The sequence below is a fragment of the Streptomyces sp. NPDC044002 genome (genome assembly GCF_056434525.1).
Genome location: NZ_JBWKEZ010000034.1, coordinates 32,281 through 45,837, shown reverse-complemented (window position 1 = coordinate 45,837; position 13,557 = coordinate 32,281). Strand labels below are relative to the sequence as shown.

14 protein-coding genes are annotated in these 13,557 nt (G+C 73.4%); 5 read left to right on the top strand and 9 right to left on the bottom strand.

Going from position 1 to position 13,557, the window contains the following annotated elements:
- The first annotated feature begins 148 nt into the window (after positions 1-148).
- Positions 149-1,540 carry a zinc-dependent metalloprotease gene (locus AC07A6_RS24140; protein WP_478778474.1) on the top strand — a complete coding sequence of 464 codons (1,392 nt, stop codon included), beginning with the start codon at positions 149-151 and terminating at the stop codon, positions 1,538-1,540.
- Complete coding sequence (locus AC07A6_RS24135; protein ID WP_362465892.1) at positions 1,537-2,079, top strand: NUDIX hydrolase; 543 nt, start codon at positions 1,537-1,539, stop codon at positions 2,077-2,079. The genes AC07A6_RS24140 and AC07A6_RS24135 overlap by 4 nt, the downstream gene beginning before the upstream one ends.
- 64 nt (positions 2,080-2,143) lie before the next feature.
- On the opposite strand, the gene AC07A6_RS24130 is transcribed toward AC07A6_RS24135, so the two are convergent.
- From AC07A6_RS24130 to AC07A6_RS24115, 4 genes are all read right to left on the bottom strand, one after another.
- Positions 2,144-2,899, bottom strand: coding sequence for an AIM24 family protein (locus AC07A6_RS24130; protein ID WP_362465889.1), 756 nt, complete (start codon positions 2,897-2,899; stop codon positions 2,144-2,146).
- A 17-nt stretch (positions 2,900-2,916) separates the two neighbouring features.
- Positions 2,917-3,597, bottom strand: a complete 681-nt coding sequence (locus AC07A6_RS24125; protein WP_125594309.1) for an AIM24 family protein — start codon at positions 3,595-3,597, stop codon at positions 2,917-2,919.
- Positions 3,598-3,626: 29 nt separating this feature from the next.
- The gene (locus AC07A6_RS24120) at positions 3,627-5,348 is read right to left on the bottom strand and encodes a TerD family protein (protein WP_478778473.1); all 1,722 of its coding nucleotides are present in this window, start codon (positions 5,346-5,348) and stop codon (positions 3,627-3,629) included.
- A 146-nt stretch (positions 5,349-5,494) separates the two neighbouring features.
- On the bottom strand, positions 5,495-6,037 hold the full coding sequence (locus AC07A6_RS24115) for a M48 metallopeptidase family protein (RefSeq protein WP_362465884.1): 543 nt from the start codon (positions 6,035-6,037) through the stop codon (positions 5,495-5,497).
- Positions 6,038-6,243: 206 nt separating this feature from the next.
- Between AC07A6_RS24115 and AC07A6_RS24110 the strand changes: the two genes are divergently transcribed.
- Together AC07A6_RS24110 and AC07A6_RS24105 are read left to right on the top strand one after the other, a co-directional pair.
- Positions 6,244-7,404: a ThiF family adenylyltransferase gene (locus AC07A6_RS24110; protein WP_478778472.1), complete on the top strand. Its 1,161-nt coding sequence runs from the start codon at positions 6,244-6,246 to the stop codon at positions 7,402-7,404.
- Positions 7,405-7,540: 136 nt separating this feature from the next.
- The gene (locus AC07A6_RS24105) at positions 7,541-8,869 is read left to right on the top strand and encodes an ABC1 kinase family protein (protein ID WP_362465878.1); all 1,329 of its coding nucleotides are present in this window, start codon (positions 7,541-7,543) and stop codon (positions 8,867-8,869) included.
- A 12-nt stretch (positions 8,870-8,881) separates the two neighbouring features.
- Here AC07A6_RS24105 and AC07A6_RS24100 read toward each other — a convergent pair whose 3' ends face one another.
- The 5 genes from AC07A6_RS24100 to AC07A6_RS24080 form a co-directional block, all read right to left on the bottom strand.
- The gene (locus AC07A6_RS24100; protein WP_362465875.1) at positions 8,882-9,091 is read right to left on the bottom strand and encodes an ADP-ribosylation factor GTPase-activating family protein; all 210 of its coding nucleotides are present in this window, start codon (positions 9,089-9,091) and stop codon (positions 8,882-8,884) included.
- Between the two features lie 333 nt (positions 9,092-9,424).
- Positions 9,425-9,757: a hypothetical protein gene (locus AC07A6_RS24095; RefSeq protein ID WP_125818092.1), complete on the bottom strand. Its 333-nt coding sequence runs from the start codon at positions 9,755-9,757 to the stop codon at positions 9,425-9,427.
- Entirely contained in the window at positions 9,754-10,125 is a 372-nt protein-coding gene (locus AC07A6_RS24090; RefSeq protein WP_007266407.1) for a WhiB family transcriptional regulator, read from the bottom strand. The genes AC07A6_RS24095 and AC07A6_RS24090 overlap by 4 nt, the downstream gene beginning before the upstream one ends.
- Before the next feature lie 185 nt (positions 10,126-10,310).
- Positions 10,311-10,616, bottom strand: a complete 306-nt coding sequence (locus AC07A6_RS24085; RefSeq protein WP_362465987.1) for a hypothetical protein — start codon at positions 10,614-10,616, stop codon at positions 10,311-10,313.
- 177 nt (positions 10,617-10,793) lie between these two features.
- Positions 10,794-13,049 (bottom strand): ATP-dependent DNA helicase UvrD2, encoded by a 2,256-nt coding sequence (locus tag AC07A6_RS24080; protein WP_478778471.1) that lies wholly within the window; start codon positions 13,047-13,049, stop codon positions 10,794-10,796.
- 154 nt (positions 13,050-13,203) lie between these two features.
- On the opposite strand from AC07A6_RS24080, the gene AC07A6_RS24075 reads away from it, so the two are divergent.
- Positions 13,204-13,464 carry a mycoredoxin gene (locus tag AC07A6_RS24075; protein WP_007266404.1) on the top strand — a complete coding sequence of 87 codons (261 nt, stop codon included), beginning with the start codon at positions 13,204-13,206 and terminating at the stop codon, positions 13,462-13,464.
- Positions 13,465-13,557 lie beyond the last annotated feature (93 nt).

Below are 13,557 nucleotides of genomic sequence, written 5' to 3'. Positions count from 1 at the left end.
CGTACCCACCAGGTGATGTCCATCCTGCCGCAGCCCAGGACCCGGCGGAGCACCGAGCCCGGAAGCGGGAGTGGTGTCTAGGCTGGGTGGTGTTGTCGGACCATCGCCCGTCGGCACCCGCCGGCGGCCCTACGAGCCGAGGAAACCCGTGAGCGACACCCCATTCGGATTCGGCCTTCCGCCGGAGGAGCCGGAGGACGGCGACAAAGGCAAGAAGGGCGGCCAGGGAGGTCCCGCCAATCCGTTCGGGTTCGGCCCGGGCGGCCTCCCCGGCGGCTTCCCCGGCGGTGCGGAGAATCCGTTCGCCGCGATGTTCGGCTCGATGAACCCGAACGACCTCGGTGCCGCCTTCCAGCAGCTCGGCCAGATGCTGAGCTACGAGGGCGGTCCCGTGAACTGGGACATGGCCAAGGACATCGCCCGCCAGACCGTCGCGCAGGGCACCGCGGACGGGGTCAAGGACGCGAGCGTCGGCATCGCGGAGAAGTCCGCGGTCGAGGAGGCCGTGCGCCTGGCCGACCTGTGGCTCGACGGCGTGACCTCCCTGCCGTCGGGTGCCAACGCGGCCGTCGCGTGGAGCCGCGCCGAGTGGGTCGAGGCGACCCTCCCGGTGTGGAAGGAGCTGGTGGACCCGGTCGCCGAGCGCGTCGGCGCGGCCATGGGCAGCGTCCTGCCCGAAGAGATGCAGGCCATGGCCGGCCCGCTGCTCGGGATGATGCGCTCCATGGGCGGGGCCATGTTCGGCCAGCAGATCGGCCAGGCCGTGGGCACGCTCGCGGGCGAGGTCGTCGGCTCGACGGACATCGGGCTGCCGCTGGGCCCGGCCGGGCGGGCGGCGCTGCTGCCGCTGAACATCGAGGCCTTCGGCAAGGACCTGAGCGTCCCCTCGGACGAGGTGCGGCTGTACCTGGCGCTGCGCGAGGCCGCGCACGCCCGCCTGTTCGCGCACGTGCCGTGGCTGCGCTCGCACCTGTTCGGTGCGGTCGAGGGCTACGCCCGGGGCATCAAGGTGGACACCTCGAAGCTGGAGGACGTGGTCGGCCAGCTCGACCCGTCGAACCCGGAGCAGCTCCAGGAGGCGCTGCAGGGCGGTATGTTCCAGCCGCAGGACACCCCGGAGCAGAAGGCCGCCCTGGCCCGCCTGGAGACGGCGCTCGCGCTGGTCGAGGGCTGGGTGGACGCGGTCGTGCACGAGGCGGCGAAGCCCCGCCTGACCTCGGCGGACGCCATGCGCGAGACGATGCGCCGGCGGCGCGCCTCGGGTGGTCCGGCGGAGCAGACCTTCGCGACGCTGATCGGGCTGGAGCTGCGTCCGCGGCGGCTGCGGGACGCCTCGCGGCTGTGGGCCTCGCTCACGGACGCGCGCGGCGTGGACGGCCGGGACGGGCTGTGGGAGCACCCGGACATGCTGCCGACGGCTTCCGACCTGGACGACCCGGACGGGTTCGTGCACCGCGAGCAGCTGGACTTCTCGGAGATCGACAAGATGCTCGGCGAGGCCGCCCAGCAGCGTGACGAAGAGGGCGACGACAAGAAGTGAGCCTGTACGACGACGCGGTCCGGGTCCTGAAGGAGTACGAGGGCCCGGACGCCCAGCAGGAAGAGCTGCGCGGGGTCTACCTGGACCACCTGGCCGCCCACCCGGAGGGGATGTACAAGCCCTGCACGGCCGGGCACGTCACGGGCAGCGCGCTGGTGATCGACCCCGCCGGCGGCCGGGTGCTGCTGACCCTGCACAAGAAGCTCGGCATGTGGCTCCAGATGGGCGGGCACTGCGAGCCCGGTGACACCACCCTGGCCGGTGCGGCGATGCGCGAGGCCGTGGAGGAGTCGGGCATCGGCTCGGGGCTGACGCTGGTGGCGGGCGGGCCGGTGCGCCTGGACCGGCATCCGATCCCGGCGCCGTGCAACTGGCACCTGGACGTGCAGTACGCGGTGCTGGCCCCGGCCGGTGTGGAGGCGGAGATCAGCGACGAGTCGCTGGACCTGCGCTGGTTCCCGTACGCGGAGGTGGCGGCGGTCGCCGACACCTCGGTGGTGCGGCTGCTGGAGGCCACGCGGGCGCGGCTGGGCGCGTGAGCTGAGGTGACGCTGAAGGGGCGGGCCCGTGCGGGTCCGCCCCTTCGCCGTGCGCCGGTGCCCGTCAGTTCCAGGCGTTGTTCTGGTTCTGGGCGTGCGCGCCGTGCTGGCCCACTCCGTACTGGGCGGCGACGCCCTGTCCGAGCTGGGCGTTCTGCGGGGGCAGCACCTCGCTGGGCTGCACCAGGGCGAAGCCGGTGCCGAGGAAGCTGAGCTCCCAGCCCTCGCCGGTGTTGCCGCGGCGCCGCCACACGCCGGTGGAGTGCGTCTGGGCCTGCATCTGCACGCGCAGCGAGGTGGACCAGGCGACGATGGCGTCGGCGTCGGCGTTGACGTACTTGTCGGGGGTGACCTGCATCATCAGCGGCTGGCCGGAGGTCATGAGGGCGACCTTGCCGCGGCCGGAGATGTTGAGCTGGTACTTGCCGGAGCCGGAGATCCCGTACTGGCTGTCGACGGCGATGACCTCGGAGTGCAGGGTGGAGTCCATGGCGAGGACGTAGCCGCTGTCGACGGTGAGGCCGTCGTGGTCCACGTCGACGACGTGGACGTACTGGGCGAGGTTGGCGAAGTAGACGGTGCCCTGGCCGGAGCAGCGCATCAGGTCGAGGCCCTCGCCGGTGCGGCGGCGGGCGCCCCGCTGGTTGCTGCTCTGGTACTCGCCGTCGAAGTCGACGATGCCCTGGTAGGCGACCATCGAGCCCTTGCGGGCGAGAATGTCGTCGGAGCCGTTCAGGGTGACCCTCAGGAGCTGGGGGTTCTGGACGGTGTAGCGGTCCTGGGACTGCTGCTCGGCGTGGCCGAAAAGTGAGCTCTGCATGGTGTGTCCGCTCCCCCTCAGCCCCGGGTCCGGAGCCGGTCGGTGCTGTCCTCGCTGGGCTGTACGACGACGATGCCCTGGCCGGAGAAGGCCATCTGGTAGGCCTCCCCGCTGCCCCGGCCGATCATCGACGAGGCCTTGAAGCTGCGCTTCCCCTTGACCTTGAGGTTGGGGGACCAGGCGACGAGCGCGTCCGGGTCGACGTACGTCTCGTCGTCGCCGCGGCCGCAGTCGACCACGATCGGGGTGCCGCGGGAGGTGATGGCGACCCAGCCGGTGCCGGCCACCTGGACGTTGAACAGGCCCTGGCCGGCGAACTTCGCCATGCCCTTGACCCGCTCGACGCCCCACTGGAGGTGGGCGTCGAAGGCGAGGAGGTTGGTGCCGTTGACGGAGAGGGCGTCGTTGTTGAGGTTGATGCAGACGACGTCCGCGCCGTAGTCGGCGAGGTAGAGCAGGCCGTCGCCGGTGCACTTCATCAGGGGCGCGCCCTCGCCGGTCAGCCACTGGGAGGCCATCTGGCGGACGGCGGGCGGGTTGGGCTCGTACTGGACGAAGCCCTCGTAGGCGACCATCGAGCCGGTGCGCGCGAAGAGGTCCTGGCCGCTCTGCATGGCGACCTTGAGCATGGCGCGGCCGTGGTTCTCCATGCGGGCCGTGACGGGGGTCGGGGCGTAGCCCGCGAGCTGCTGGTTCATGGCGTTCATGGCGTTCATGTGGGGCTCCCTCAGACCTCGTACGGCTGGACGACGATGAAGTTGCCGGGGGCGCCGCGGAACTGGAGGTTCACGGTCTCCCCGCTGTGGCCCGGGTAGGCGTTGCGGCGCAGCCGGACCTGGCTGGAAATGATCACCTGTGAGGCGGCCGACCAGGCGACGATGGCGTTGCTGTCGGCGAAGGTGGTGGGGGTGACCGGCAGGACGACGGGCACGCCGTGCGTCTTGACGATGACCGTGCCGGTGCCCTGGAACAGCATGGTGAACAGGGCGCCGCCGGGGATGCCGTGGCCTTCGATGCGGCGGACCTCGTGCTGGAGGGACTCGTCGAAGGCGAGGACGCTCTCGGCGGAGACGCAGATGCCGTCGCCCTGGAGCTCGATGGCGTGCAGGTGGGCGCCGTTCTCGGCGAGGAAGACCTGGCCGCGGCCGGTGCAGCGCATCAGCTGCATCTCCTGGCCGGTGGCGTTGCCGACGATGCGGCCGGCGAAGCCCGCGCCCTTGTAGCTGAAGTCGACCTTGCCCTGGTAGAGGACCATGCTGCCCTGGCGGGCGAGGACGGCCTGGCCGCCCATCGACAGGTCGACCCGCATGAGCTGCTGGTTCTGCGGGGTCCAGCGGGCGCCGGTGGGGGCTTCCTTGTACGGCTGGAGGGCGAGGGCGAGGCCGGCTCCGGGGGCGGCGGCCTGCGGGGCCTGGCCGTAGGGGGCCGGGGGCTGCTGGCCGTACGGGGCCTGCTGGCCGTAGGGGGCCTGCGGGGCGGGCGGCTGGCCGGGGACCTGGCCGTACGACTGCTGCTGCGGCTGCTGGCCGTAGGGCGCGGGGGCGGGGGCCGGCGGCGGGACCTGCGCGCCGTAGGAGTGCTGCGGCTGCTGGCCGTACGAGGGCGGGCCGGGCTGCTGCGGCGGGTGGGGCGGCTGGCCGTACGGGGCCTGGGGCGTGCCGATCGGGCCGACCATGGTCGGGGCCGAGTGCACGGGCGCGGGCGCCGGGGGCTGCGGGGCGGGGGGCTGCGGGGCGGGGGGCTGCTGCTGGGGCTGCTGCGGCGGGGCGTACGGCGCGGGGGCGGGCGCCGGAGCGGGCGGCTGCTGCTGCACCGGGGCGCCGAAGGACGGGGCCGGGGCGGCGGCCTGCGGGGGCGGTGCGAACGCGGGGGCGGCGGCCTGCGGCTGGGCCGGGGCCTGCGGCTCGGGCTGCGGCTCGTCCTCGGCGACCTCGCCGCCGAAGTGCTCCAGCAGTGCGGCGAGGCCGCCGTCGAAGCCCTGGCCGACGGCGGCGAAGCGCCACACGTCCTTGCGGTAGAAGTCGCCGATCATCAGGGCGCGTTCGGTGCTGAACTCGGAGCCGGTGAAGGAGTACCGGACGACTTCCTCGCCGCCGGCCACGATCCGGATGTAGCCGGGGCCGATCTGCGACATCTGGCCGGCGCCGTCGAGGGTGGCGCTGAAGGACAGCTTGTGGATGGAGGCGGGCACGTGGTCGAGGGTCACCCGGAAGGACTCGGTGTCCCCGGCCTGTGCGCCGAGCTGCTGGATGGACTCCTCGGGCGACTTCGGCTGGTTGTAGAAGACGAAGTAGCGGTCGTCCGACAGGCGCTCGTCGGCGTCGAGGCCGAAGCAGCTGATGTCGAAGGCGAGCCCGGGGCCGGCGATCTGGACGCCCACGTACAGATCGGTGCCCGCCGTCAGATCACTGATCTTGGCCTTGTGGCCGCGTTGGAATTCCCTGGCCATGTGTCCGACCGTCCCCCATCCCGACTTCGACTGCTCGATGTGTGCCGCTCAGGCTAACGGCTCCTGCCGACATCCGGCCAAGCCGGTACCGACCCGGTTCCGGGCCGTTCCCGGCCCGGTGCGCGCCCGTCCTCCGTGACGGGACGTCACTCGCCGCGGGCGGCCGGGACCCTGGGCATCCGCTCCGCCGCGGCCACTCCTTCGAGGAACCCGCGGGCCCGCTCGGTCTTCGGATAGGCCTCCAGCAGCTCCCAGAAACGGGGGCCGTGGCCGGGCACCAGGAGGTGCGCCAGCTCGTGGAGCAGCACGTAGTCGACGACGTACTCCGGCATCCCCTGGATGCGGTGGGACAGCCGGATGCTGCCCTCCGCGGGGGTGCAGGAGCCCCACCGGGTGTTCTGGTTGGTGACCCAGCGGACCGAGAGCGGACGCGCACGGCCGCCGAAGTACTGCTCGGACAGACGCTCGGCGCGCGCGATCAGTTCCGCGTCGCCGAGGGTGCGCTTGCTCTCCTGGGCGGCGAGCTTGTCGAGCATGACGCCCACCCAGCGCCGCTCCTCGGCCTCGGACATCCGGGCGGGGATCAGGACGACCGTCCGCTCGCCCTCGCGGTAGGCGGACACGGTCCTGCGGCGGCGCGCGCTCCGGCGTACTTCGACGGCGCGCTGTGGCGGGTCGGCGGCTGGCACGCAACGACGGTACCCGGTAGCCGTGGCGGAAATCCCGCGCGTCCGGGGTTCGGAACGTGATCGGTTCACCAGGAGGCCGCAAACACGGCCATTCCTCATCCCATATGACCAATACCCCTTGCCTGTGGACGAATCTCCGCACCCCGGCCGGCGGCCGGGCATGGTGGCGGAAGACAGGGGAAGTCCATCGGGACGGGGAGGCCGTGATGTATCCGAAGGTGAAGCCGGCGCTGGCGCGGGCGTGGCGGGACCTGCAGACGGTCCAGTTCGGGGTGACGCCCGCCCACGCGGTGGTGCTCGGACCACTGGACACGGCGACGGGGTCGCTGATCGACCGGATCGACGGCACGCGGGGCATGGAACTGCTGCGGGCCGAGGGCGCCGGGATGGGACTGCCGGAGGGGCAGGTCGACGGGCTGGTCCGGCACCTCGCCGGGGCCGGGCTGCTCGACGACCTCACCGCCGGGGGGCCGCGGGCGCAGGCCGTGCGGAGGAGGCCGGAGGTGCTGGAGCGGCTGGGGCCCGACCTGGGCTCGCTCTCGCTGGTGCACCGGGAGCCGGGCGGTGACCTGCGAGGGGTCGCGGCGCGCAGGGCGTTACGGGTCCAGGTGCGCGGGAGCGGCCGGGTGGGGGCGGTGATCGCCGCCGTGCTGGCGGGGGCCGGGGTGGGCCGGGTCGACGTGCTCGACGGAGGCCGGGTGGAGGCCGCCGACGTGGCTCCGGGCGGGCTGGATCCGGGGAGCGTGGGCCGGCCTCGGGCCGAGGCGGCGGGGGCGCTGGTGCGTGCGGCAGCACCGGGGCGGGCTCCGGGGGCGGGCGATCCCGGGGGCCCGGGGCCGGAGCCGGCGCTGGTGGTCCTCGCGCCCCGGGACGGCCTCCAGGCGTGGGCCCCCGATCCGGCGACGGCCGCCGACTGGGTGGCGTCGGGCACCCCGCACCTGTACGCGGGGGTGCTGGAGGGGACGGGGCTGGTCGGGCCCCTGGTGCTGCCCGGGTCCACCGCCTGCGCGGGGTGCATGGAGCGCGACCGCGTCGACCGGGACCCGGCGTGGCCCCGGATGCTGGTCCAGTGGCGCTCGGCACACCGCCGGCGCGGGGCGGGGGCCTGCGACCTGGGGCTGTCCACGGCGGTGGCCGGCCTGGCCGCGGCGCACGCCCTGGCCTTCCTCGACGGGCAGCTGCCCGCTTCGACGGCCGCCCGGTGGGAGGCCGCCCTGCCCGGGCTGCACTGGCAGCGCACCGCGCTGCGCCCGCACCCGGACTGCCCCTGCGCGGCCGCGGACCCTGGGGCGGCGGCCGAGCCCGGGGCTGCGGCCGACCCGGGGGCGGCGTCCGGCCCGGCGGCGGGCGCGGCGGTGCGGTCGTGAGCCGCCGGACTCCCGCCGGAGCGGGGGCGGGTGCCCCGGTCCGGGGGGTCGGGGGGCCATGGCAGGATGCGACGGGGGCCGAGCCGCGCCCCGAACCGCCGCTCGCGGCGCAGCAGTCCGGAAACTGGAGGGGCTCATGTCCGATCTTCCCCGGAAGGCGGTCACGCGCACCGTCAAGCTGGCCGCGCTCCCGCTCGGCATCGCGGGCCGGGCCACCTGGGGGCTGGGCAAGCGGATCGGCGGGAAGTCGGCCGAGATCGTGGCCCGCGAGCTCCAGCAGCGCACCGCCGAGCAGCTGTTCCGCACGCTCGGGGAGCTGAAGGGCGGCGCGATGAAGTTCGGGCAGGCCCTCTCGGTGTTCGAGTCGGCGCTTCCCGAGGAGGTCGCCGGGCCCTACCGGGCGGCGCTGACGAAGCTTCAGGAGGCGGCCCCGCCGCTGCCGGCGGCGCGGGTGCACGAGGTGCTGGCGGAGCGGCTCGGCGAGGACTGGCGGGAGCTGTTCGAGGAGTTCGAGGACAAGCCGGCCGCGGCCGCCTCGATCGGACAGGTGCACCGGGCGGTGTGGCACGACGGGCGGCAGGTGGCGGTCAAGGTCCAGTACCCGGGGGCCGGGGAGGCGCTGCTGTCGGACCTCAAGCAGCTGGGCCGGTTCGCGGGCCTGCTGGGGCCGCTGGTCCCGGGCATGGACCTCAAGCCGCTGATCACCGAGTTGCGCGACCGGGTCGCGGAGGAGCTGGACTACGAGCTGGAGGCCGAGGCGCAGCGCACCCACGCCGACGCCTTCGACGCCGACGAGGACGTCCTCGTCCCGGACGTCGTGTTCCAGGGTGACCAGGTGCTGGTGACCGAGTGGCTGGAGGGCACCCCGCTCTCCGAGGTGATCGCCGACGGGACGCGGGAGGAGCGCGACCGTGCCGGACAGCTGCTGGCCCGGTTCCTCTTCTCCGGGCCCGCTCGCACCGGGCTGCTGCACGCCGATCCGCACCCGGGCAACTTCCGGCTGGTGTCGGGGGCGGACGGCCGGATGCGGCTGGGCGTACTGGACTTCGGCACGGTGGACCGGCTGCCGGGCGGCTGGCCCAAGCCCATCGGCCGGTCGCTGCGGATGACCCTGGAGGGGGATGCCGAGGGGGTCTACGGGCACCTGTGCGGCGAGGGGTTCGTCAGGGAGAGCATCGAACTCGACCCGGACGCGGTGCTGGACTACCTCAAGCCCATGCTCGAGCCCGCCGAGGCCGACGAGTTCACCTTCACCCGGCCGTGGCTGCGCGGGCAGGCGGCGCGGATCGCCGATCCCCGCTCCCCCGCCCACCAGTTGGGGCGGCAGATCAACCTGCCGCCGTCCTACCTGCTGATCCACCGGGTGACGTTGAGCACCATCGGCGTGCTGTGCCAGCTGGGCGCGACGGTGCGGCTGCGGGACGAACTGGAGTCCTGGCTCCCGGGGTTCCTGCCCGAGGACTGACCTGGGGGTCCGTCACCACCAGGAGGAGTCGAGCCGGCCCTCGATCGCCCGGAGGTTGGCGCGCGCGCAGTCGACGCAGAAGAACTGTCTGGTCCCGTTCTCCACCGAACACGTCCAGGTGGGCGGCGGGCCGCCTTCCGGGGAGCGGGCTCCGCAGCGCGCGCAGACGACGGGCTGGGCCTCGGGCCCCGGCGGGGTGGGTTGGGGGGTCGGCTGGTCCACCACCAGACGATATCCCCGCGGACCCGCGCGGCGCCCCGCAACGCACCGGGGGGGGGGGGGGGGGGGGGGGGGGGGGGGGGGGGGTTTGGGGGGGGGGGGGGGGGGGGGGGGGGGGGGGGGGGGGGGGGGGGGGGGGGGGGGTACTCACCCCGCCCCACCCCCCCCCCCGCCCCCCCCCCCCCCCCCCCCCCCCCCCCCCCCCCCCCCCCCCCCCCCCCCCCCCCCCCCGGTGCTGCCGTCGCCTGCTGTGTTCAGCCGGCTCCGGCGGCGTTCAAGTCGCCTTCGAGTCGCTTTCGAGCGGCTTCCGTGCCCTGTCGGGCCGGTCTCGCCTGCTCAGTGCATGACGGCCATGGCCAGCGCGCGCCGGGCGCGCATGGAGACGCGCTCGGCCCTTCGCTGCATGCGCCGCGCGGCGACCAGGCGCAGGGCGTGACGCTCGGCGTCCGCCTCGCGCATGCGGTCGTCCATATGGGCACGGGCCAGGGCTTCTGGGATGAGTTGCATTTCGCGGGTCCTGTTCTGACGCGAGGTGATCGCGCCTGCGGTGATGAAGTCTGCGGTGGCGGAGCCGTGCGGCTGCTCGCTCGTGGTGGCGTGGGGGGACATGGGGGCCTGCTTCAAGGGGTCGTGCGTGAGGGGGCGGTCGATGGTTCCGATGGCGGTCATGCCGCTGCAACCGGGTTCTTGCGCGGACGGCCACGGGGCCGCTTGCGGGCCACGACCACGCCCTGGACGAAGAGCTCGCCGCCCCAGACGCCCCAGGGCTCGCGGCGCTCCTTGGCGCCGGCGAGGCAGGCCTCGACCAGCGGGCAGGTGCCGCAGAGGGACTTGGCGTACTCGACGTCCGCCGGGGACTCGGCGAAGAAGACCTCGGGGTCGAAGGTCCGGCACGGTACGGGGACGCCGAGGTTCTCGATGGCGTCGTCGAGCGCGGTGAGCGCGGTGAGGGGGGTCAAGGCGTGGTCCTCCGGGACTGCGGGCGGGGAGATCGTTTGGGTCTGCGGTACGGACGGGGCGTGCGCTTCGAGTTGCACGGTGTTTTCTTCCTCGTCTTGTTCGTCTAGTCGTTCCGGCCGGTCGGCCGGGTGGCGGCTGTGGTACCTGGTCTTGCCAGTCCCGAGGCCCCTTCGCTCCGTCATCCCCGTTCGGGGACAAACAGAAGGGCCGCGGATCCCGGGTGGGGTTCCGCGGCCCTGAAGGCGCCGGCCTGATCATGCGATCAGGCTGGATCACTCCAGGGTTCGAGCCCGCGGAAGGCCCACATCAGGTGGTGCTGCGTCGTCTGCTGCGTCTTGGATCCGGCACCGGCCGCGGCCGCGAAGCCATAGGCGCCATGCGCCTTCTGGGCTTCCGCTACTGCCACCAGTGCCTTGGTCGGTCGCTCATTGCGCTCGCTGACCGGACGGATCGCCAGCAGGGCGGGGCTGTCAGCGGCAATCGCGGACAGACCGGTGCCCCGGAGGGAGACGGAACCGAGCAGGCAGGAAGCGGCGACCGAGCGATCGGTCATTTTGGTGAAGGTCATGAAGCTGGTCACTGGTCTCGCCTCCTCTCGGCGTCTCGGGGACTCGGCCCGGGGGCCTGTCCCATGTATTCGGATAAGTACAGCACGGATCCGGAGCTTCGGAGAAGCCACCGTTTCCGTTGCTAAGAACCTATGGGGCTTCGCCGGGCATGTGCAAACTATTTTTCCGACGAGTTTCTACGCGTCGTCAGGATCCTCACCGTCAGTCTCCTGACCAGTACAGATGGCCAGGACGTCGGCCCCGTAGCGGTCGAGCTTGCGGCCCCCCACTCCGGAGATCATCGAGAGCTCCCCCGGCTCGGAGGGAGCGGCCTCGGCGATCGCCATGAGGGTTTTGTCCGTGAACACGCAGTATGCGGGCATTCCCTGGAGCTTCGACTGCACGGCGCGCCACTCGCGCAGCCGCTCGTAGAGGCCCTCGTCCATGTCCGAGGGGCAGTCCCCGCAGCGCATCAGCTTGATGTCCCCGGCCTCGGTCAGGGTCCGGCCGCAGACCCGGCACAGCACCGGCCCGCGGCGGCCCCGCTTGCGCGGCGCGCCCTCGGCCGGGGTGCCCGGCCGGACTGCGGGGGCCGCGGAGCCCGGCCGCAGCCCGTTCAGGAAGCGGCTGGGGCGACGGGAGGCCCGGCCGCCCGGAGCCCGGGAGAGCGCCCAGGAGAGGGTCAGGTGCAGCCGCGCCCGGGTGACGCCGACGTAGAGCAGCCGGCGTTCCTCCTCGACCTGGTCGTCGGTCTTGGCGTACGTGATCGGCATCATGCCGTCGGTGAGGCCGACCAGGAAGACGGCGTCCCACTCCAAGCCCTTCGCGGCGTGCAGCGAGGCGAGGGTGACGCCCTGGACGGTCGGCGCGTGCTGCGCGGCCCTGCGTTCGTCCAGTTCGACGGTGAGCTCGGCCAGCCCCGCACCGGGGCGGGAGCGGGCGAAGTCCTCGGCGAGGCGGACCAGCGCGGCCAGCGACTCCCACTGGTCGCGCACGGCGCCCGAGCCGGCCGGCGGCTCGGCGGTCCAGCCGGTGGAGCTGAGCACGGCCCGGACCTGGGCGCCGAGCTCGACGACGTCGTCGAGCAGCGGGTCGTTGCCCGCGGAGCGGGCGGCTCCGCGCAGCGCGAGGACCGCCTTCTGTACCTCGGCGCGCTCGAAGAAGCGCTCCGCGCCGCGCAGCTGGTACGGGACGCCGGCGTCGGCGAGGGCCTGCTCGTAGACCTCGGACTGGGCGTTGATGCGGTAGAGCACGGCGATCTCGCCGGCCGGGACCCCGGCCGCGATCAGGTCGCGGACCCGGCGGGCCACGCCCTCGGCCTCGGCGGGCTCGTCGGGGTACTCGGCGTAGACCGGGTCGGGGCCGGGCTCGCGCTGGGAGACCAGCTCCAGCCGGTGTTCGGCGGCCCGGCCGCGGGCCTGGTTCAGCAGGCCGTTGGCGAGGTGGACCACCTGGGGGGTGGAGCGGTAGTCGCGGACCAGCTTGACCACCGTGGCCTGCGGGTAGCGGGTGCGGAAGTTCAGCAGGTGGTCGGGGGTGGCGCCGGTGAAGGAGTAGATCGTCTGGCTGGCGTCGCCGACGACGCAGAGGCTGTCGCGGTCGCCGAGCCACAGCTCCAGCAGGCGCTGCTGGAGCGGGCTGACGTCCTGGTACTCGTCCACCACGAAGTGCTGGTACTGGGCGCGGATCTGCTCGGCGATGTCGTGGCGGTCCTGGAGGATGCCGACGGTCAGGAGCAGCACGTCCTCGAAGTCGATCATCCCGCGGTCGCGCTTGAGCTGCTCGTACGTGCCGTAGATCTGGGCGATCTCGGCCATGTCGCGGGGGGCCTCGCGGCCCGCCTTGAGGGCGGCCGCCGGGTAGTCGGCGGGCACGGTCTGGGTGACCTTGGCCCACTCGATCTCGCCGGTGACGTCGCGCAGCTCGTTGCGGTCGAGGCGGACGCGGCAGCGCGCGCCGGCCTCGGCCACGAACTGGATCTTGCGCTCCAGGAGCCGGGGCACCTCCCCGCCGATCGCCCGGGGCCAGAAGTACTGGAGCTGGCGCAGGGCGGCGGAGTGGAAGGTGCGGGCCTGGACCCCGCCCGCGCCGAGGGCGCGGAGCCGGCCGCGCATCTCGCCGGCGGCCCTGTTGGTGAAGGTGACGGCGAGGACGCTGGCCGGCATCAGCTGGCCCGAGCGGACGCCGTAGGCGATGCGGTGGGTGATCGCGCGGGTCTTGCCGGTACCGGCGCCCGCCAGCACGCACACCGGGCCGCGCAGGGTCGTGGCGACCTCGCGCTGCTCAGGGTCCAGGCCCTGGAGCACGGCGTCGGCGTCGACGTCGGGCGCGCCGCCGCCGGCCGGTACGGATGAGGAGTGCGTTGCTGCTGTCACCCCGCCATGCTGCCAGGTCGGGTGGGCCGGACGGGAAACTTGTCCACAGCCCCGCGGGACCCGTCGTACCGGTCGCACCGGCGGAGCCGCAGGTCCGGCGGGAGTGGATCAGCCGGCAGTCGGATCGGTCACACCGGGCGGCCCGGCGGGAATGGCCCGGCGGGGCGGGACGTTCGACTCCTCGGATCATCATGGGCCCCGCGATCCACCGAGTCCCCACAGAGGAGCGAGCATGCAGGACACCGGCACCGTCACGATGTACAGCACCACCTGGTGCGGCTACTGCCGTCGGCTGAAGACCCAGCTGGACCGCGAAGGCATCGCGTACAACGAGATCAACATCGAGCTCGACCCGGAGTCCGCGGCGTTCGTGGAGAAGGCCAACAACGGCAACCAGACGGTCCCGACCGTGCTCGTGAAGTCCGCCGCCGGCAGCGAGTCCGTCATGACGAACCCGAGCCTGGCCCAGGTCAAGCAGGCCCTCGCCGTCTGACCGTCCGGGCGGGGGGGGGGGGGGGGGGGGGGGGGGGGGGAGGGAGCGGGACGCTTGGATTTGTTCGTCGTCGCCCTCGCTCACATCGGGGGA

Excerpts from the sequence above, each read along its gene's own strand:
- AC07A6_RS24130 (WP_362465889.1), bottom strand. The coding sequence starts at position 2,899 with ATGCAGAGCTCACTTTTCGGCCACGCCGAGCAGCAGTCCCAGGACCGC.
- AC07A6_RS24125 (WP_125594309.1), bottom strand. The coding sequence starts at position 3,597 with ATGAACCAGCAGCTCGCGGGCTACGCCCCGACCCCCGTCACGGCCCGC.
- AC07A6_RS24120 (WP_478778473.1), bottom strand. The coding sequence starts at position 5,348 with ATGGCCAGGGAATTCCAACGCGGCCACAAGGCCAAGATCAGTGATCTG.
- AC07A6_RS24110 (WP_478778472.1), top strand. The coding sequence starts at position 6,244 with ATGTATCCGAAGGTGAAGCCGGCGCTGGCGCGGGCGTGGCGGGACCTG.
- AC07A6_RS24105 (WP_362465878.1), top strand. The coding sequence starts at position 7,541 with ATGTCCGATCTTCCCCGGAAGGCGGTCACGCGCACCGTCAAGCTGGCC.
- AC07A6_RS24095 (WP_125818092.1), bottom strand. The coding sequence starts at position 9,757 with ATGACCGCCATCGGAACCATCGACCGCCCCCTCACGCACGACCCCTTG.
- AC07A6_RS24085 (WP_362465987.1), bottom strand. The coding sequence starts at position 10,616 with ATGACCTTCACCAAAATGACCGATCGCTCGGTCGCCGCTTCCTGCCTG.
- AC07A6_RS24075 (WP_007266404.1), top strand. The coding sequence starts at position 13,204 with ATGCAGGACACCGGCACCGTCACGATGTACAGCACCACCTGGTGCGGC.